The 19,537-nt window shown below is 39.0% G+C and carries 20 protein-coding genes and 1 tRNA gene; 12 read left to right on the top strand and 9 right to left on the bottom strand.

Features of this window, described 5'->3' with window-relative positions:
• Positions 1-357 (bottom strand): hypothetical protein, encoded by a 357-nt coding sequence (locus HRT50_RS08535; protein ID WP_291613393.1) that lies wholly within the window; start codon positions 355-357, stop codon positions 1-3.
• Positions 358-520: 163 nt separating this feature from the next.
• On the opposite strand from HRT50_RS08535, the gene ccoG reads away from it, so the two are divergent.
• The 3 genes from ccoG (at position 521) to HRT50_RS08520 (ending at position 3,697) form a co-directional block, all read left to right on the top strand.
• Entirely contained in the window at positions 521-1,984 is a 1,464-nt protein-coding gene (ccoG, locus tag HRT50_RS08530) for a cytochrome c oxidase accessory protein CcoG (protein WP_291613391.1), read from the top strand.
• A complete protein-coding gene (locus tag HRT50_RS08525) occupies positions 1,984-2,970 on the top strand; it encodes a serine/threonine protein kinase (protein WP_291613388.1) in 987 nt (328 codons plus the stop codon). Before ccoG ends, HRT50_RS08525 begins: the two co-directional genes overlap by 1 nt.
• 82 nt (positions 2,971-3,052) lie before the next feature.
• Positions 3,053-3,697, top strand: a complete 645-nt coding sequence (locus HRT50_RS08520) for a DsbA family protein (protein WP_291613386.1) — start codon at positions 3,053-3,055, stop codon at positions 3,695-3,697.
• A 198-nt stretch (positions 3,698-3,895) separates the two neighbouring features.
• Here the strand turns inward: HRT50_RS08520 and HRT50_RS08515 are convergent, their stop codons facing one another.
• From HRT50_RS08515 to HRT50_RS08505, 3 genes are all read right to left on the bottom strand, one after another.
• Positions 3,896-4,966 (bottom strand): trypsin-like peptidase domain-containing protein, encoded by a 1,071-nt coding sequence (locus tag HRT50_RS08515; RefSeq protein WP_291613383.1) that lies wholly within the window; start codon positions 4,964-4,966, stop codon positions 3,896-3,898.
• 148 nt (positions 4,967-5,114) lie between these two features.
• The gene (locus HRT50_RS08510; RefSeq protein WP_291613381.1) at positions 5,115-6,515 is read right to left on the bottom strand and encodes a Do family serine endopeptidase; all 1,401 of its coding nucleotides are present in this window, start codon (positions 6,513-6,515) and stop codon (positions 5,115-5,117) included.
• Between the two features lie 122 nt (positions 6,516-6,637).
• Positions 6,638-7,093, bottom strand: a complete 456-nt coding sequence (locus tag HRT50_RS08505) for a DUF1043 family protein (RefSeq protein WP_291613379.1) — start codon at positions 7,091-7,093, stop codon at positions 6,638-6,640.
• A 201-nt stretch (positions 7,094-7,294) separates the two neighbouring features.
• On the opposite strand from HRT50_RS08505, the gene zapE reads away from it, so the two are divergent.
• Positions 7,295-8,410, top strand: a complete 1,116-nt coding sequence (gene zapE / locus HRT50_RS08500) for a cell division protein ZapE (RefSeq protein WP_291613376.1) — start codon at positions 7,295-7,297, stop codon at positions 8,408-8,410.
• A 170-nt stretch (positions 8,411-8,580) separates the two neighbouring features.
• Here the strand turns inward: zapE and HRT50_RS08495 are convergent, their stop codons facing one another.
• From HRT50_RS08495 to folB, 4 genes are all read right to left on the bottom strand, one after another.
• Entirely contained in the window at positions 8,581-9,423 is an 843-nt protein-coding gene (locus HRT50_RS08495; RefSeq protein ID WP_291613375.1) for a tetratricopeptide repeat protein, read from the bottom strand.
• A 156-nt stretch (positions 9,424-9,579) separates the two neighbouring features.
• Positions 9,580-10,401 carry an undecaprenyl-diphosphate phosphatase gene (locus tag HRT50_RS08490; protein ID WP_291613373.1) on the bottom strand — a complete coding sequence of 274 codons (822 nt, stop codon included), beginning with the start codon at positions 10,399-10,401 and terminating at the stop codon, positions 9,580-9,582.
• 51 nt (positions 10,402-10,452) lie between these two features.
• Positions 10,453-10,950: a 2-amino-4-hydroxy-6-hydroxymethyldihydropteridine diphosphokinase gene (folK, locus tag HRT50_RS08485; protein ID WP_291613371.1), complete on the bottom strand. Its 498-nt coding sequence runs from the start codon at positions 10,948-10,950 to the stop codon at positions 10,453-10,455.
• The gene (gene folB / locus HRT50_RS08480) at positions 10,950-11,321 is read right to left on the bottom strand and encodes a dihydroneopterin aldolase (RefSeq protein ID WP_291613369.1); all 372 of its coding nucleotides are present in this window, start codon (positions 11,319-11,321) and stop codon (positions 10,950-10,952) included. The genes folK and folB overlap by 1 nt, the downstream gene beginning before the upstream one ends.
• Before the next feature lie 171 nt (positions 11,322-11,492).
• On the opposite strand from folB, the gene plsY reads away from it, so the two are divergent.
• Positions 11,493-12,086, top strand: a complete 594-nt coding sequence (gene plsY, locus HRT50_RS08475; protein WP_291613367.1) for a glycerol-3-phosphate 1-O-acyltransferase PlsY — start codon at positions 11,493-11,495, stop codon at positions 12,084-12,086.
• 78 nt (positions 12,087-12,164) lie between these two features.
• On the opposite strand, the gene tsaD is transcribed toward plsY, so the two are convergent.
• Entirely contained in the window at positions 12,165-13,226 is a 1,062-nt protein-coding gene (tsaD, locus tag HRT50_RS08470) for a tRNA (adenosine(37)-N6)-threonylcarbamoyltransferase complex transferase subunit TsaD (protein WP_291613365.1), read from the bottom strand.
• Positions 13,227-13,515: 289 nt separating this feature from the next.
• Here tsaD and rpsU point away from each other — a divergent pair, with 289 nt between their 5' ends.
• From rpsU to HRT50_RS08435, 7 genes are all read left to right on the top strand, one after another.
• Complete coding sequence (gene rpsU, locus HRT50_RS08465; protein ID WP_011045067.1) at positions 13,516-13,731, top strand: 30S ribosomal protein S21; 216 nt, start codon at positions 13,516-13,518, stop codon at positions 13,729-13,731.
• A 37-nt stretch (positions 13,732-13,768) separates the two neighbouring features.
• Positions 13,769-14,218, top strand: a complete 450-nt coding sequence (locus HRT50_RS08460; protein ID WP_291613363.1) for a GatB/YqeY domain-containing protein — start codon at positions 13,769-13,771, stop codon at positions 14,216-14,218.
• A 175-nt stretch (positions 14,219-14,393) separates the two neighbouring features.
• Positions 14,394-16,151: a DNA primase gene (gene dnaG / locus HRT50_RS08455; protein ID WP_291613361.1), complete on the top strand. Its 1,758-nt coding sequence runs from the start codon at positions 14,394-14,396 to the stop codon at positions 16,149-16,151.
• Between the two features lie 210 nt (positions 16,152-16,361).
• Entirely contained in the window at positions 16,362-18,200 is a 1,839-nt protein-coding gene (gene rpoD, locus HRT50_RS08450) for an RNA polymerase sigma factor RpoD (protein WP_291613359.1), read from the top strand.
• A gap of 110 nt (positions 18,201-18,310) precedes the next feature.
• Positions 18,311-18,928, top strand: a complete 618-nt coding sequence (locus HRT50_RS08445; RefSeq protein WP_291613357.1) for an outer membrane beta-barrel protein — start codon at positions 18,311-18,313, stop codon at positions 18,926-18,928.
• A gap of 177 nt (positions 18,929-19,105) precedes the next feature.
• A tRNA-Ile gene (locus tag HRT50_RS08440) sits at positions 19,106-19,182 on the top strand.
• Between the two features lie 164 nt (positions 19,183-19,346).
• On the top strand, positions 19,347-19,537 hold a 191-nt coding region (locus HRT50_RS08435), incomplete at its 3' end, for an integrase arm-type DNA-binding domain-containing protein (RefSeq protein WP_291613355.1).

The raw sequence follows: 19,537 nt of genomic DNA, 5'->3' as shown, positions 1-19,537 counted from the left end.
TTAAAGCATGCTAGCGTAACGGTTAATGACTCGACAGACTTTTTCTTGATTTTTGATATGAAAGACAATATCGCGCTGTTCAGTTTTACAAATAGTAAAATAAAACTCTTTAACTACTGCTCTTGATGAGGTAATAACTTTTAACCGCTCAACTTCTCTTTCTGAAAAACTTTTCAGGTCACCTTCTAAATCTTGATAAATTTTATCGGATTTTAACCGTACTTTAGTGTCACTAAACTCAGTGAAACCCTCAAGTAAAGCTTTCTTTTGCTCGTTATAAAATTGAGTCACTTCTTCATTCGGGTAGAAATGTAAATAGAGTGCGGCAGCAACGATTAAGATCAATAAATGCTTCATAATATGTCATATAATAAATTAGAAGAGCTGACTTTATATTAAATTACTCGCTAAGGTAATAAATTATTAGCTATTATGCACGTTTGTTAATAAAATTAACGTTCGTATTAAGGCTAGCAAGTAGCCCGCTAGTAGTATTTTACTCGCTTACCAAGGATTCATCGTGAGAGCAAACGACCCATCATCCTCTGCGCCTAAAACAAAAAAGGCGGCGGTTGAACAGTACATCCCCATTAAAAATGTCAAAATTCATGGCAATAAAAACACGGGTAAAGAACGTTACAAACCCGGTGATCAAATATATGTCCGTAAAGTATCTGGTTTTTTTCAAAAACTTAGGCAGCGGATGAACCTTGTTTATTTTGCCTTCTTTCTAATACTGCCTTGGCTACAGTTTAATGGTCATCAAGCGGTATTGTTTGATATCAGTGAACAACGTTTTACCCTGTGGAACCTTACTTTATGGCCACAAGATTTAACGTTGCTGGCGTGGTTTAGCATACTGGGTGCTTTTTTACTGTTCTTTGTCACTACCTTTGTTGGTCGAGTCTGGTGTGGCTATATGTGCCCACAAACAGTGTGGACTTTCATCTTTATTTGGTTTGAAGAGAAAATCGAAGGGACAGCAAATCAACGAAGAAAGTTAGACAAACAAGCATTAAATCGCAATAAAGTCATACGAAAAACATTAAAACATTGTGCTTGGTTATTATTTTCGCTGTATACCGCGATGACTTTTGCTGGCTATTTTTCGCCAATGCAGGACTTGTTTATTGATGTTTTCACCTTAGATACTAGCGTGATGATGGCCGGTATTTTAGCTTTTTTCACCTTTGCCACCTATGGTAACGCCGGTTGGATGCGTGAAACTGTGTGTTTACATATGTGTCCTTATGCACGTTTTCAATCAGCCATGTTTGATAAAGATACCGTAACCGTTGCTTATGATAGTAAGCGCGGCGAAAGTAGAGGTGCTCGCGGACGTAAACAAGATCATAAAGCTATGGGGCTAGGGGATTGTATTGATTGTAATTTATGTGTAGAGGTTTGTCCTACCGGCATAGATATTCGCAATGGCTTGCAATATGAATGTATTAACTGTGGCGCTTGTGTTGATGCATGTGATGGCGTTATGGATAAGATGGACTATGAGCCAGGCCTTATTCGTTATACCACAGAGCATGAATTACAAGGTAATAAAGTCCATCTACTACGTTCTAAGCTTGTTGGTTATGGGGTGTTACTGGTTATTATGAGTACCATGTTAGTGCTTGAAATCGTTAATCGCGTGCCGTTATCTTTAGATATTATTCGCGACCGAACCGAGCTGGCGAAAGAGAATTTTAATGGTGACATTGAAAATGTCTTTACCTTAAAAATCCTCAATATGTCGCAAACCGATAATACCTATAAGCTGTCCATGAAAGGGATAGAAAATACCCAATGGCACGGCAAACAAGAGGTGACCGTTAAGGCCGCTACTGTTTATACATTGCCAATAAGTCTCTCTGTAGACCCTTATGAATTGGAAAGTTTTATGACTAATATTACCTTTACCGTTGAACAAATTGCACCGGAAGGTGAGGCGAAGATCGAGCAAGAAAGCCGATTTTTTAATAAACACTAATGGCTTCATTTGATTTTAGTGCACTGTCACCAGACTTAATTATTGATGGTTTAGAGAGTGCCGGATTTAGCGTTGATAGCGGTTTATTAGCGCTTAACAGCTATGAAAATCGAGTTTATCAATTTCATGATGATAACTTAGTTAAATATGTGACTAAGTTCTACCGACCACAGCGTTGGCAACTTAAGCAGATTCACGAAGAGCATGATTTTTCCTTTGAGCTTGAAGAGCAAGAATTACCGATAGTTGCGCCACTAAAAGTTAATGGCAGAAGTTTATTTGAATTTAAAGGCTATCATTTTGCCGTATTTCCTTGTCGAGGTGGGCGTATTTTTGAGGTCGATAACCTCAACCAACTAGAGTGGATGGGCCGTTTTATTGCTCGAATTCACGCAGTGTCTTCGCAGAATGACTTTCAACATAGGCCAAATTTCAATACCGATGAATTACTGTTGCAAGCACGTGAGAGTATTATTGCTTCAAACTATGTTCCTAAAAGTTTAACTACGCCCTTTTTTACCATTTTAGATCAGGTTATTGCGGTTGCCGCTCAGCAGTATTTACCGGCACAACACACCAAACAAATTCGTTTACATGGTGACTGTCATGCAGGTAATATTTTATGGCGTGATGAAGGACCTCACTTTGTTGACTTAGATGATTGTCGAACAGGGCCTGCTATTCAAGACCTTTGGATGATGTTATCAGGAGACAGGCAACAGCAGTTGTTACAACTTGATACATTATTGATGGGCTATGAAGAGTTCTTTTCCTTTGAAAATGACCAGCTTATGTTGATAGAATCATTAAGAACTATGCGACTGGTTAATTATATGGCATGGTTATGTAAACGTTGGCAAGATCCTGCTTTCCCACCAAACTTTCCTTGGTTTAATACCGAGAAATATTGGGAGCAGCAAATACTGATGCTGAAAGAGCAAATGTCTGCCTTGCAACAACCACCGTTAAGTTTGAATAACTTTTAGCCCTTGTAATGCATATAAGTAATTAATGTAAGTTATTTATAGTTGTTACTGTTATTGGGCCATTTTACTTTAGGAAAAAATAATGAATAAAATACTAAAATCTCTTTTGTTGATGCCGCTGTTGGTTTTATCTGTAGGTGCCACTGCTGCGCAATATACAGAAGGTGAGCAATACACTAAAGTGAGTGAAACGGTTACTAAGAAAAAAGAAGTGCGTGAATACTTTTCTATTTACTGTCCGCATTGTATGACTTTTGAATCTTTTGCTCATGACTTAAAAAAATCACTACCTGCAGATGCAAAGTTTGTGCGTAACCATGTTGATTTTCTTCGTGCCGCTAGCCCGAAGGTTCAAGCGATGATCACTAAATCAATTGTTGTTGCTGAGCAAATGGACAATACGGATAAGCTTGTTGGTGCTATCTTTAATTATGTACAAGTACAACGCGCAGTTATTACTTCAGAAAAAGACTTACGTAATATCTTTGTGTTAAATGGTGCTGATGGTGAGAAGTTTGATAAGTTAATGAAAAGCTTTAGCGTGAATTCACAAGCAAAATCATTAAAGAAAAGCCAAGACACTATGAGTGCTAAACGTGCTTTAACTTCTGTGCCAGCTATTTTTGTTAATGGAAAATACCGAGTCAACGCAGCAAAATTAGATAAAAATAATTTGGAACAAGATTATAAAAATCTAGTTAAATACTTACTTGAATTAGACTCATAAGAGCTATTACGACTCTTGTTAATAGTGCTGAGTTAATCGTACTGAATTGATAACATTGTTTTTAATAAATGTTAGCTAATACAAAAAGGCAGACTGTATCTTTACAGTCTGCCTTTTTTTTGTTTAGCAGATGTTAGTTAATTGTATTAAATAACATTGCATTAAATAAGATTAAATTAACTAACGTCAACTCACTGGTTAATTAGATAGCTCAATAATCTTAACCTTGATGGTTATGGCATTACCTTGTCGATAAATTTTAAAAGTTAACTCAGTATTTGGTGGTGTTTCAGCAATGATATCTAGGGCAGTTGTAACGCTATCAATTAGCTGGTTATCTATTTGATAAACTACATCGCCCACCAGTATACCAGCGCTTTGTGCCGGGCTATTATCCATCACATCATCAACAACAAAGCCTTTTAACTCTGGGTGGTAATTTTGCGTGGAAATTCCTAACCAGCCGCGTACTACTTTGCCATTTTCAATGATCTGACGCATTACTTTATAGGCGAGTTGATAAGGTACGGCGAAGAATATTCCCTGAATAGATAATTGCGGATTGGACTGGGTGAACTTCCTTGAATTAATACCCACTAAAATACCATTACTATTGATGAGTGCGCCGCCTGAGTTACCTTCATTAATAGCAGCATCCATCTGCAAAAATTCTAAATAGCTGGTGTTACTTAAACCACTACGGCCGGTAGCGCTAATAATGCCTTGGGTTACGGTTTGGCCTAAATTAAGTGGGTTACCAATGGCAAGGACAATATCACCCACTAATGAGGTTTGTTGTTCTTTTTGTGGAATAACCGGCAGGTTGCTAGCGTTCACTTTTAATACCGCTAAATCAGTATAATGATCAAAGCCTATTAACTCAGCCGGGTATAATTGACCACTTTGTAGTAATACCTGAATCAGGTCTGCTTGGCGTATCACGTGTAAGTTGGTCAATATGTAACCGTGACTATCCATAATTACCCCTGAGCCTAAGCGGGTACTTTTACGGGGTTTACGGCCGTATTGTGGGTTCACTTCAATTTGTTCAGAATAAATATTTACCACTGCAGGGCTGGAAATACTAACCGCTTTAGCAAATGACATAGGTGCTTGCTGCGCTTGACTGCCTTTGAAAAGGCTGGTTACCAAACTCGTGCCATTCAAACCGGGAACTAATCCAGGAATCAGCAGTAATAGCAGCACAGCTAAGAATACGCCGTAACTGATTGCTGTAAGTGTATATTTGATTGAAGAGAAGAGTTTCAAAGGCTATCTTATTTTATGTTGCACCAAGTTTTTCAGTGTAACATAAAAAAAGCTGATGATAATGACTGCAACCACTGAAGAGTTAGCGTCAATATCATCAGCTTAGCTGTATATTCTTCTCTTTAATCTAGCTATTCCATGTAGCCAATTAGCGGATCATTATGTACTGAGCATGATTATCACGAACAATGTTTAGCGCCAATACACCGGTTTTATCTTTTAGGTAGTCGCGTAATTGGGCAATATCCTTGATGCGACTACGGTTAACACCAGTGATAATGTCACCCGCCTTTAATCCGGCCATTTCAGCTGGAGAGCCTTGAGCAACTTGCTCTATGATTATCGCCTGATTTTTAGTGTCATTTTCTAGTAGAGTTCCCTCTAACATACGGTGAATACTTGCGGCACTAATATCAGCGCTCTGATCTTGCTTTAATTTAACGGTAAAAGTTTTTTTATCACCGTCTCTTATTACTGTTAAGTTAACTTTTTTATTGGCGCCAATTGAGCCTATTTTAGCGCGCAGCTCAAGGAAGCTTTTGATCGCTTTACCGTTCATCGCAACAATAACGTCACCGGCTTTAATACCCGCTTCATCGGCGGCAGAATCTGGCATTACCTGTTCAATAAAACCACCTTGGCTGATGTTTAGTTCCATGGCTTTAGCTATTTCGCTATTCACACTGCGCCCAGATACACCAAGAATACCGCGGTGAACTTCACCAAACTCTATAATTTGTGTCACCAAGTTGTGCATCATATTACTTGGGATAGCAAAACCAATACCGACATTACCGCCACTGGGTCCTATTATGGCGGTATTAATACCAATTAACTCACCGCGTAAGTTAACTAAAGCACCACCGGAATTACCACTATTTATCGCTGCATCGGTTTGAATGAAATCTTCATAATGTTCGATATTTAAATTACTACGGCCAAGAGCACTAACAATGCCCGAGGTTACTGTTTGACCTAAACCAAATGGGCTGCCAATAGCGACAGCGAAATCACCTACACGTAACTCATCAGAGTCAGCCAGTTTAATTTCACTTAAATTTTCAGCGTCGATTTGTAATAAGGCGATATCAGTTTTAGCATCACTGCCTAGCTTTTTTGCTTCTATTTGGCGGCCATCTTTTAAGGTGATCATGATCTTGTCAGCGTTTTCTACCACATGGTTATTGGTAACGATATAGCCTTTATCACTATCGATAATGACACCTGAGCCTAAACCGCGAAATGGCTGTTGTTGAAGTTGATTTTCACCCTTGTTACCAAAGAAAAATTTGAACGCATCAGGGACATTTTGCTGTGCTACTTTATGAGTACCTATCACAGAGATACTGACTACTGCTGGGGTTGCATGTTCAAGCATAGGCGCCAAACTTGGCATCATTTGACCATCAACTTGCGCTGGCCAATTAGCTAAAACTGGCGCGCTAGAGAGTGCTAGAGTAGAAGATAATAATGCCGCGCTGATGATAATAGATAATTTAGAGTATTTAGATGACTTGGCGCGTTGAGATAGTTTAGATGAATTTTTCATATTTAAGAGTGCTCCGAAAATAACGGTTAAAAAAAGTTAACATACATACCAGTTAACTTCTTTATCAATACCCCAAAATAGACTGAACTGAAAGGCTTTAGTTCAGTAAATCATGTATAAAATTACTCTGCAGTTGTAACTTTTTGTTTCTGTTCGTCAAATAATCCGCTCGGATTATCAGAATAATCCAGTGGCGCTTCAGTGATGACTTCAGTTACGGCACTGCTGCGTTTTTGATGACGTAAAGCTGCTGTTTGCGCAAGTTGTTGCTGAGTCTCTGCTGAGAAAAAGGGCATGCTGTCAACTTCAACCGTGGTGGCTTTTTGCAGTAGTTGGGTACTTTCTTGCATTTGTTTCATCGCCGTTTGGCAAGTGTTATTCATTTGCTCAAGTAACTGGGCAGAGCTTGATAAATGTTCGGCAACATCAAGCTTGTATTGATCTAAAGCAGCTTCACTCTTATTAACTTGTTCTGCTAATTTACGTTGCTCTTGACTGGTGCTGGAAAGAAGACGATTTGCGAAAAAACCACCAATGCCGCCGATGATAAAAATGACTAAAGCTATTACTACATTCATAGGGTGTACCTTACATTGTAAAGAGGAATTAAGCTGTTGGGTAAATATGGTGCCAGTTTGGTATTAATATAGTGTCGAGATAGATTATACTATCATCAAAACAATTTGCTGAGTTAATGCTTAGTTAAATATCTTAGCAAATAGTTACTTTTCAAGTACCTCACACGCATTAAGAATTGATTTTAATAACATAGGCTCTCAATGATAAAGCTCTCTCCTATTGATAAGTATAAGCAAGATTTAACCAGAGATGATTTTCTTTTTGATGCAGCACAGGAAAATGCTGTTATCCATCTGCAACGTTTATATGACGATTTACAAAATAAGCCCTTAGCAGTTTCAGGCTTTAAAAAAGTGTTAAATCGCTGGAAAAAAATCTATAAAAAACAAGAGCAGCAACCGATTAAAGGTTTGTATTTTTGGGGCGGTGTTGGTCGAGGGAAAACCTATTTGGTTGACACCTTTTTTGACAGCCTACCGTTTGAAAATAAAATTCGTGTGCACTTTCATCGCTTTATGCACCGAGTTCACCAAGAGCTCAAAGGCTTAACAGGACAATCGGACCCGCTGAAAATCATTGCTAAAAAGTTTGCCGATGAAACTCAGATCATCTGCTTTGATGAGTTCTTTGTTTCAGATATTACTGATGCCATGATTTTAGGAACATTATTTGAAGAGTTATTTGCTCATAATGTTACCTTAGTAGCTACCTCTAATATTATCCCCGATGAACTGTATCGTAACGGCCTGCAACGTGAGCGTTTTCTCCCGGCGATAAAGCTGATCAACGAACATACTCTTATTGTTAATGTCGATAGCGGTGTAGATTATCGTTTAAGAACCTTAGAGCAGGCTGAAATATTTCATTATCCTCTTGATGCCCAAGCTGAAGAAAACTTACAGCATTACTTTAAGCAACTCTCGAGCGATGAAGGCAAAGCGGGGCAAGTCATTGATATTCATAATCGGCCATTAGAGACTGTTTTGGTGAGTGATGGCGTGGTCTATTTTGACTTCTCGGTACTTTGTGAAAGTGCCCGTAGTCAGGGAGACTATATGGAAATAAGTCAACTGTATCACACAGTATTAATGGCTAACGTTAAAGAAATGGGCCCAGATAGTGACGATACCACGCGACGATTTATTGCCTTGGTTGATGAGTTTTATGAGCGTAATGTAAAGTTAATTATGTCGGCAGAGCTTGCCTTAGAAGACTTGTATAGTGGTGGCCGCCTAGCTTTTGAATTTAAACGTTGTTTAAGTCGTTTACAAGAAATGCAATCACACGATTACCTGGCTAGTGAGCACATTCCCTAAACATAAGAATAAACATTAGCTCATCTCAGTTTGCTATTAAAAATAAAAAGCCCGATTCACTTGCATAGTGAACCGGGCTTTTTGATATATGTTACTTAACTATTGAATGTTATTCATCAAAGCTTAGTGCTTTAGTTTGTTAAAACACTAGCTATTAGTACATTAGTTTATTAATACATTAGGGTGTAAAGCTTTCGACGAAACTTTGCTGCTAGTGGTTCGCCATCAGGTAACGATTTTAAGACACCTAAAAATAGCTCCTTACTTTTATCTTTAGTACTTTCATCACCCGCTTGTACTAAACGAAATAATATTGTTAGGGCATCTTCATGGCGATTCACTTGGCTATACTGAGTAGCAAGTTGTTGACTGAGGTTGATATCATCAGGCGTTGCTTTTAACTGTGTTTCTAAGGCTTGAATTTCAGGAGAGTTCTCCGCTTGCTCTGCTAACTCTACTTTGGCCAGTAATACTTGGTAGTCACTATTTTGATCAACCATCATTATGGTGTCTATCAGTGCCTTAGCTTCAGCAGTTTTTCCCGCCTGTAAGTAAACCTCAATTAACACTAACTTAATGTCGGCACGACTATTATCAATTTGATAGGCTTGGTTGATAGCTGTTTTCGCTTCGACTAACTGGCCATTAGCTAGGGCAATTTTCGCTTGTCCTAATAATACATCTTCTGGCTTAGGTAAGTGCTTCTCTAAAAATATAGCTATGCTAGCATCGTCTTGTGGTCCGGAAATACCGTCAAGGGGTTGGCCATCTTTTAGTAGAATAGCCGTTGGTAAGCCTTGAATGCCAAACTGCTGAGCGATTTGCTCTTGGCTTTGACAATCGACTGTCGCCAAGGTTATATGGTCAGTTAATCCTGATAGCTTAGCAGCTAATTTATCGCGTAATTCAACACTTTCAGGTACTTGCTGAGCCCAAAAGGTTACCAGTACTAATTTGCTTTTTGACTCTTCAACAACCATTTGTTGAAAGTTATCTAGGGTAATGGCAATCATATTTATTTCTCGAATGTGTTGGTATTAATTATTAAAATCTTAACTATAAAACGGGTAACTATTGAGAGTTTTAACACGTCATTGGTGCTGCTTATTCATTTTCTTCTTAATTATTGATTTTCTTAATTCTCTTGCTGAGCCTAGCCAAAGATAAATCTAAGCTAAGATAAACCAGAGTAAGCCTACACCTAAGAATAATCGATAGATAACAAAGGGCATCATGCCTAACTTCTCTAATAAAATAAGAAAGTAATGAATACAGGCATAAGCACTAACAAAAGCGATTAAGCTGCCTAAGCCCATGGCAAACCAATCAACTACTTCACTTGATAAAACTAGCTTTAATGTTAAATAACTTCCTGCCATAGCTATGGCGGGAATAGAAAGTAAAAACGAAAAACGCGCAGCATGGTCACGGCTCAAGCCCAACATTAAACCTATGGTCATGGTAATACCTGAACGAGAGGTGCCAGGAATTAAGGCGATCGCTTGTGCTAAGCCTATTAACATTGCCCCTTTAAAGCCTAATTTTTCCATTGGCTTATGTGTTTTTCGTTTACCTGCTTTGATATCAGCAAAGCCTAAAAGAAAGCCAAAAATTAAGGTGGTTGCTGCTATTACTAAGGCTGAGCGTAAGTGCTCTTCGATAAAGTCTTTACCTAATAAGCCAAATAAACCGGCAGGAATAGTGGCAAATAAAATCCACCAGGCAAGTTTGCCATCGAAACTTTGACTGCCTTTTTCAGGGCCAACACCGACAGTGCCTAACCAAGCAACGCTCATAGCACCCACTTCTTTACGGAAATATATTATTACCGCTAATAAAGTACCAACATGCACGGCAACGTCAAAGGCTAGTCCCTGATCTTGCCAGCCTAATATTTGTGACGGCAAAATGAGATGGGCGGAACTGGAAATAGGTAAAAATTCGGTTAAGCCCTGTAATAAGGCAAGGATAATTATTTCTAAGGTACTCATGTGTCGTTAGTTGTCCTTTAACTTTTAATCTGAATGTTGGTGCGGGTCACTCTACCAGCAGTTAGTGACAATGCTAAGCTGTTGGTTGTTTTTATTGTAATCATGCCACAACTCTTGATAACATTTTTTTAATATCGGGTGTTGTAATTCAGGTGAAATTTGACTCAGCGGCCATAAGACAAAAGCATTTTTAGTTATTTCATCTCGAGGAAGTTGTGCTGGCTGCTTAATAATTAAATCATCATATAATAACAAGTCTAGGTCTAGAGTACGTGGACTAAACTTTTTTGCATTATGGTCGCGACCGTGCGAAAACTCTATATCACGTAACATATTAGCCACTTGTTCAACACTCTGTCGGCACTTGATCCCTATCACCATATTGTAAAAAGCGGGGCCATCAAATCCTATCGCTTCACATTCAAATAATGAAGATAAGCTTAACTGCTCAAAAGGTAGTTCAAATGCTTTAGCTAACGAAAGTAACCCTTGTTTAACATAATGCTCACGTTCAACATTACTACCCAGTGAGATATAAATTTGTGCCATTAAACTTGGGTCTCTGTGGTTTGCTTACCACGTTCGATTTCTACACCAACAGTTTGTGCATTATGTACCGCCCCTGGTTTACCAACGAAGAGCTTTAACCAAGGGATATGGTATTGAGTCATTAAATAGCTCGCTAATCGTTCAGCAAGCGTCTCAATTAAGTCAACAGGGTTGTCGTTAGCAAAGCGCTCTATAGCCACTGAAATCTCGGCATAATCTAAGGTTTTAGCCAGTTCATCATTTTTTGCCGCACTAGCCGTATTCCAACCCATGGCAAGATCAATGACCAAGGTTTGTTTTATTTCTTTTTCCCACTGAAAAAAACCAATAGTGGTTTGAATACTTAAACCTTTAATAAACACCTTGTCCATGACTTACCTATTATGTTGTTAGAAGAACCATTGCAGTAATTAATTGCAGTATTTATGCAATTGTTACAAAATAAAGAGCGATTTTACCTGCGAAGTGCTAGAAAAACTAGCAGAGATGAAGATAGAATAATAATTCTGTTTTTTGTGCCAATAATGGATTTTGTCATCTAAATGTTATTACTCATACTAACCATGATCATTGTTGCTTATTTAATAGGTTCTATTTCTAGTGCAATATTAGTGTGTAAATTTTTAGGCTTGCCGGATCCTCGAACAACAGGCTCAAAAAATCCGGGCGCGACTAATGTCTTGCGTATGAGCAATAAGCTAGCTGCAGCAACTGTATTGTTTTTAGATATTCTTAAAGGCACTATTCCGGTATGGTGTGCTTACTTTTTAAAAATTGATTCGCTTTACTTAGGCTTTATAGGTATGGCCGCTTGTTTAGGGCATATGTATCCAATATTTTTCAATTTTAAAGGCGGAAAAGCTGTTGCAACTGCGTTAGGGACTTTGCTACCGATTGGTTTTACTTTGGGAGGCTTGCTCATTATTACTTGGGTATTAGTGGTGAAGGTTAGTAAATATTCTAGTTTAGCGGCTATTGTTACCGTATCTCTGGCACCACTTTATGTTTACTTGCTAAAACCTCTATATGTTTATCCAACTTTAATGCTTAGTGCTCTGATTATCTTTCGACATAGAGAAAATATTAAACGCTTGTTTAAAGGCACAGAAAGTAAGATTACTCATAAAATTGAATAAACCGTATAAGTAATCGTGACACCCTGAATAGCTGTGATACAAAACTCAGGATGCGTTACTTATTTGGTAACTAAGCTATTACTTAACTGGAGGTAATGAATCCAAAGGCCATCTAGGGTTAGCTTTAAAGGTTAAATCAGCATCGGTACCTGCTTTTAAACGTTGTAAGCCCGCATAAGCAATCATGGCGCCATTATCGGTACAATACTCAGGGCGAGGATAGAAGACACTGCCGCCAAGCTTTTTAGTTGTCAGGGCAAGTTTCTCACGTAAAGCAGTATTAGCACTGACACCACCAGCAATCACTAAACGGCTTAATTGCTCTTGTTGCAAGGCACGTTTACATTTTATCGCTAAGGTATCAATCACGGCTTGTTGAAAGGCATGGGCAATATCTGCGTGGGTTTGTTTTAACTGCTCTTCAGATAACGTCGGCTCGATATTAATGCATTCTTTTCGCACTAAAACCGCTGCAGCTGTTTTTAAACCACTAAAGCTGAAATCTAATCCTGGTCTGTCTGTCATAGGGCGAGGTAATTTAAAGCGTCCGGCTACACCGATTTCAGCCATTTTAGCAAGAGCTGGACCACCAGGGTAGTCTAAACCAAGCAACTTAGCTGTTTTATCAAATGCTTCTCCTGCGGCATCATCAACCGATTCACCGAGTAGTTTGTATTCACCAATAGCGTCGACACGCACTAGCATGGTATGACCACCAGATACTAATAATGCGACAAAAGGAAACTCAGGAACATCATCCTCAAGCATAGGTGCTAATAGGTGACCTTCCATATGATGCACAGGCACAGCTGGTAAGTCCCAGCCATAAGCTAAACTTCTACCAATTGAACAACCTACTAGTAATGCACCCACTAAACCTGGGCCTGCAGTATAAGCCACACCGTCTAGATCTTGAGGTGTCAGGTTAGCATCGGCTAAAACTTGTTTTATTAAAGGAATAGTCTTACGAACATGATCTCTTGAGGCCAACTCTGGTACCACACCGCCATAATCGGCATGCACAGCAATTTGACTATATAAGCGATGAGCGAGTATACCTTGTGGACGATCGCCTTGACCATCATCATAAATGGCAATGCCAGTTTCATCACAAGAAGTTTCAATACCCAAAATACGCATAGTTATAGTCTCAAAAAATAGTAAAATGTTAGCTTGTTATTATTACGCCAGAGCATAGTAATAATAAGGAGGGCGATTTTAACGTGTTTGTAAGTTAGGCACCAGTGCAATTAGCCAAAAGTTATCAATAGCGCCTAAATTAATCTTTACATTTCTATCTGCTTAGAAGTAGAATACGTCACCAATTTTTAATAGAGTGGGTGTGGATGAGGCAAGCATTGCAAATATTTGTATTGTTAAGTCGAAATCAGTCACCAATTTATATAGCTACCCTAAGGTAATAAAGTACATGCCAGTAATTAAAGTAAGAGAAAACGAACCATTTGACGTTGCATTACGTCGTTTTAAACGTTCATGTGAAAAAGCAGGAATCCTTTCAGAAGTTCGTCGTCGCGAATCTTATGAAAAGCCGACTTGGGAACGTAAACGTAAGAAAGCAGCTGCTGTTAAACGTGCTGCGAAAAAAGTTTCTCGCGAGAACGCTCGTCGCGTTCGCATGTACTAAGAATTATCTTAGTATAACTATTCTAAGAGATTGATAGATGTCACTTCTAATACAACTCAAAGATGAAATGAAAACTGCTATGCGAGCCAAAGACAAATTACGTCTTGGTGTTATTCGCATGGCGCTTTCTGCAATAAAACTAGCAGAAATTGATCACAAAACCGAAGCAACAGATGACAATATTATTGCCTTGTTAACCAAAATGGTTAAACAGCGTAAAGAGTCAATTAAAATGTTCAGTGCCGGTGGTCGTGATGAATTGGCTGAGAAGGAAGCAGCGGAAATCGTTGTTATAGACTTTTTCATGCCGCAACCGCTTAGTGCAGAAGAAATTAATGAATTAATAAGCAAAGCAATTACTGAGTCTGGTGCAGCTTCTATGGCTGATATGGGCAAGGTAATGGCGGTGTTAAAACCTTTAATGCAAGGTAAAGCAGACATGGGCGCGGTAAGCGGTCAAGTTAGAGCGGCACTTAATGCATCATAGTTAACACAGTATTTAATACATTAAATAAAACCGTAATAGCTCCGGCTCTTACGGTTTTTTTATGACTTTTTTATGATAAGTTTTTAGCTGGAAATTAAAAAACCCAACTACTTCTTCACTGGTATTGTGTAGAATACTCATGTGATATTTCCCTTTGACGATGACTTTTAACATTATGGCTGGACGCATTTCCCGACAATTTATAGATGATTTATTAAGCCGAGCTGATATTGTTGACCTGGTAGATAGTCGAGTGCCGTTAAAAAAAGCCGGCAAAAATTACCAAGCTTGTTGTCCATTTCATAATGAAAAGTCCCCTTCTTTTACGGTAAGCCAAGATAAGCAATTTTATCATTGCTTTGGTTGTGGCGAACACGGTAATGCCATCTCTTTTTTAATGGAGTTCGATCGCCTTGATTTTGTCGATGCGGTAGAAGAACTTGCTTCTTATTGTGGTATGGAAGTGATCCGAGAGGAAAATACAGCTAGCCCAGAAGAGCAACGCCGACAGCAGCAAGTTTATCAGCAAAAACAAGATGACTATGAGCTAATGGCGAAAATTAGTAGTTTCTTTCAGCAGCAATTAAAAGTGGCTAGCGACAAAGAAACGGCTATTGATTACTTGAAAGGCCGTGGTTTAAGTGGCGAAGTTGTTAAACGCTTTGGCATTGGCTACATCAGTGATGCTTGGGACGGTATGATGAATTCCTTCTCACGCAATGGCCAAGCTAATCAGCAATTGATTGATTTAGGTATGGCGATTGCGGGGGATAAAAAGCGACCTTATGATCGCTTTCGTGGTCGTATTATGTTTCCTATTAGCGATAAGCGCGGCCGAGTAATAGGGTTTGGCGGCCGTGTATTAGGAGATGCAAAACCCAAATACTTAAACTCACCTGAAACGCGTATTTATCATAAAGGCCAAGAGCTTTATGGCTTACATGAAGCCAAACAAGCCAATAAACAACTTAAGCGACTGGTTGTGGTTGAAGGCTATATGGATGTAGTCGCTTTAGCTCAACATGGCGTCGACTATGCCGTTGCTTCATTAGGTACCGCGACGACATTTGAGCAGTTACAAACATTATTTCGTACTGTGCCTAATGTGGTCTGTTGTTACGATGGCGATAGAGCAGGGCGCGATGCTGCATGGCGGGCTATGGAAAATGCCTTGCCACTTATTCGCGATGGTTTTTCGTTAAAATTTGTTTTTCTACCCGATGGTGAGGACCCTGATTCATTGATTAGGGCACAAGGGCAGCAAGCTTTTGAAGATATCCTTGATAGCGCAATGCCGTTATCAAAATTCTTATTTGAACAATTAATGCAGCAAGTTGATATGAGCTCTCTTGAAGGGCGTGCAGCTTTAGTTGAATCATTTCAACCCTTTTTAGCTAAGCTACCAGAAAGCATTTTAAAAGATGCCATGCTTAATGAAATAGCGAACAACTTTGGTACCGGTAGTGAGCAATTTCTAGCAAAGTTCACTAAAAATATAAAAGGTGAGGTGGCAAGGCCTGCGCTTAAAGCCAGAACAAAAGTCACCCCTGTGAGGTTAGCACTTGCTTTATTGTTAGAGCATCCCCATATAGCAAGTAGCTTAGGTGAAATAAGTGTATTGCAGCCTTTAACTGCTCCAGGAATACCGTTGTTAATGCAAGTGTTAGGCGTATGTCAGCAAAACCCCGATATTAAGTCAGCACAATTACTTGAATATTTTCGAGGAACTGAGCAAGGCAAACAATTAGCTAAGTTGATGTGTTGGCAACATCACGTTGAAGCTGATGCAGCGACCGATGTTTTTCTTGATAATATTGAGGCGCTATTGAATAACTTTGTTGAGCAGCGGAGAGAAGTATTATTACAAAAAGCCCGTGCTGGACAAATAACTGCTGAGGAAAAACAAGAGTTACAAGCAATACTTAACTCATAGTTTTGACTATACTTAGCAAGCAATAATGAGATTAGAGCCACAATATTGGCTTGAAATTTCACCAAGCGATTAAGACAGGATATTCGCTGGTAACTGTCTGAAAAATTCGTTATAATTTCCGGCTTTATTGCGCCTTTTATTAGCATTTGCTAATGTTTTATGCGCATATTTTACATCCCATATTTATATAATACAGGTGGACACTCGTCAATGGAACAAGCCCCTAAATCTAGACTTAAAGAGCTGATAACCAAAGGTAAAGAACAAGGTTATTTAACGTTTGCGCAAGTTAATGATCATCTTCCACAAGACATTATCGATTCTGATCAAGTTGAAGATATCGTTAGTATGATTAATGATATGGGCATTCAAGTGTTTGAAAATGCACCAGATCAAGATACCTTGATGATGAGTGAGGGCAACACTGATGAAGATGCAGCCGAAGCTGCAGCTCAAGCACTGGCTACCGTTGAAAGTGAAATTGGTCGTACAACAGACCCTGTCCGTATGTATATGCGTGAAATGGGTACAGTTGAGCTTCTTACCCGTAAAGGCGAAATTGTTATCGCTAAGCGTATAGAAGAAGGCATCAGAGAAGTTCAGCGTAGTGTTTCAGAATATCCACCTGCGATAAACTTCTTATTAGACATGTGGGATAACTTTGAAGCGGAAGAACTTCGCTTAACTGATATCATCACTGGCTTTTTAGACCCAGATGCGGAAGAAGAAGTTGCTCCTGCAGCTACACACGTGGGTAGTGAACTGTCTAAAGCAGATCTTGCTGATGAAGATAAGTCAAAACAGGAAGAAGAGGACGAGGAAGAAGAAGATACTGGTCCTTGCCCTGAATTAGCACGTGAGAAGTTTACTGCTTTACGCGAAGCTTATGAGAAAGCCAATAAAATAATAGAGACAAAAGGTCGTGGTCATAACGATGCTCAAGAAGCTATCGATGCCGTAGCTGAAGTCTTTAAAGAATTCCGTTTGATTCCTAAGTTATTTGATAAGTTAGTTAAAAACATGCGCAGCATGATGGACAGATTACGTGTTCAAGAACGTTTGATCATGAAACACTGTGTTGTTGGTGCGAGTATGCCTAAAACAACCTTTATCAAATTATTCCCAGGTAATGAAACCTCAAAAGAATGGTTTGAAGCAGAAAAAGCAGCCGGTAAGCCATACTCAACTAAGCTTCTTGATGTTGAACTTGATGTTGAACGTTGTATCTACAAGCTAAACCTAATTGAAGAAGAAACACACCTAAATATTCATGGCATTAAAGACATTAACCGTCGTATGTCGATTGGTGAAGCAAAAGCACGTCGTGCCAAGAAAGAAATGGTTGAGGCAAACTTACGTTTAGTTATCTCAATTGCTAAAAAATACACCAACCGTGGTTTACAGTTCCTTGATTTAATTCAAGAAGGTAATATCGGCTTGATGAAAGCGGTTGATAAGTTTGAATACCGTCGTGGTTATAAGTTCTCAACTTATGCTACGTGGTGGATTCGTCAAGCAATTACTCGTTCTATTGCTGACCAAGCGCGTACCATTCGTATTCCAGTGCATATGATAGAAACGATTAACAAGCTAAACCGTGTTTCTCGTCAAATGCTACAAGAAATGGGACGTGAGCCTACGCCAGAAGAACTAGCTGAACGTATGGTAATGCCAGAGGACAAAATTCGTAAAGTATTGAAAATAGCTAAAGAGCCTATTTCAATGGAAACTCCTATTGGTGATGACGAAGATTCACACTTAGGTGACTTTATTGAAGATGGTAGTGGTGAACTTCCTGTTGACTCAGCTACCTCAGAAAATCTAAAAGGTGCTACTCACGAAGTACTTGCTGGCTTAACGGCTCGTGAAGCTAAAGTACTTAGAATGCGCTTTGGTATTGATATGAACACTGACCATACTTTAGAAGAAGTTGGTAAGCAATTTGATGTAACACGTGAACGTATTCGTCAAATTGAAGCGAAAGCTTTACGCAAGTTACGTCATCCTTCTCGTTCAGAGCAGCTGAAAAGCTTCTTAGATGGTGAGTAAATCGTAAATAGTTAAAATTCTATTTTAAATAGACATAAAAAAGAGTAAGTTAGTTGTACCAGTAGGTATAATTAGCTTGCTCTTTTTTGCTTTTACCCTAAGGAACTTCTATGCGCGTTATTGTTGTACTCGCTTGCGCACTTGCCTTCACCGCTTTGCCTTCAATGGCAAAACAAGCACTAAACGTCGAGATAACCCCATTGATTGGCTACCGCTTTGGTGGTGACTTTGATACCAGTAAAGATAAGGTGCATAACCGTATCGAGCTAAATGAAGCAATCAGTTATGGTTTGTTAACGGCTTGGTCTTTTGATAGAAAACGTCAAGGTGAGCTATTAATAAGCCATTACAGTACTAACTTTTCCCATTCGGATGACTTTTCAGCTAGCAACAGCGGCCTTGGCATTACCTATGCCCACATAGGCGGCAATGTCCCTATCTCTGAAGGACCTATTCCTTTTTATGTTACCGGTGGTTTTGGTTTTACTCATCTAGACCCTAAAGATGCGCAACTAAGTAGTGAAACACGCTTTTCGATTAATGTTGGTTTAGCCAGTAAAATTGAATTAAGTGAGCGTCTTAGTTTAAGGTTAGATAGTCGTGTATACGGAACATTCTTTAATTCAGATAGTGCGGTATTTTGTGATGAAGCAATTTGTGGAATATACATTTCTAGCGATATTTGGTTTCAAACTGAGGTGAGTGTCGGCTTAACCTATCGTTTTTAGCGCTAAAATATGCATATTTGCCTAAGAAATAAGCGGTCAGTAAAAAAAGGTGTCTTTTTAAAATTCTGTAGGTGACAACAAAATAAAAAATGCTTATACTGCACGCGCTTTACTGGTTTACTCATTAGATTAAACTGTTAAACGCATTAGAAAACATCCGGCCAAATATGTGAAAATGGGCCTTTAGCTCAGTTGGTTAGAGCATCCGACTCATAATCGGCAGGTCCCCAGTTCAAGTCTGGGAAGGCCCACCATTTTCACTTCCAAGCAAGTCCAAAACACCCCTTAAAGCCAGATAAACCCAAGGTTTTAAGCTGTTTACATGTCCAAGTAGAACCAAGCAAACTTCACACTATCCAACGTTTAATGTACCATCGGTTGTACCAACCACATTTTTTATCTTTTTCATTGGTACATCATGGCAAAACAAATTACTCCTTTAACTAATACAGAAGTTAAACAAGCTAAGATTAAAGACAAAGAATACACTTTAGCTGATGGTGCAGGGCTTCAACTTAGAGTTCGTCCTAATGGTGCTAAATTATGGATATTAAAATATTCTCAGCCTTATACAAAGAAAAGAACAAATTTGAGCTTAGGAAAGTATCC

Origin of the sequence: Colwellia sp., from assembly GCF_013215345.1 — a bacterium.
In the GTDB taxonomy this organism is placed as follows: Bacteria; Pseudomonadota; Gammaproteobacteria; order Enterobacterales; family Alteromonadaceae; genus Colwellia.
Note: the sequence above shows the minus strand (reverse complement) of the source record. Positions and strands in the feature narration are given on the sequence as shown.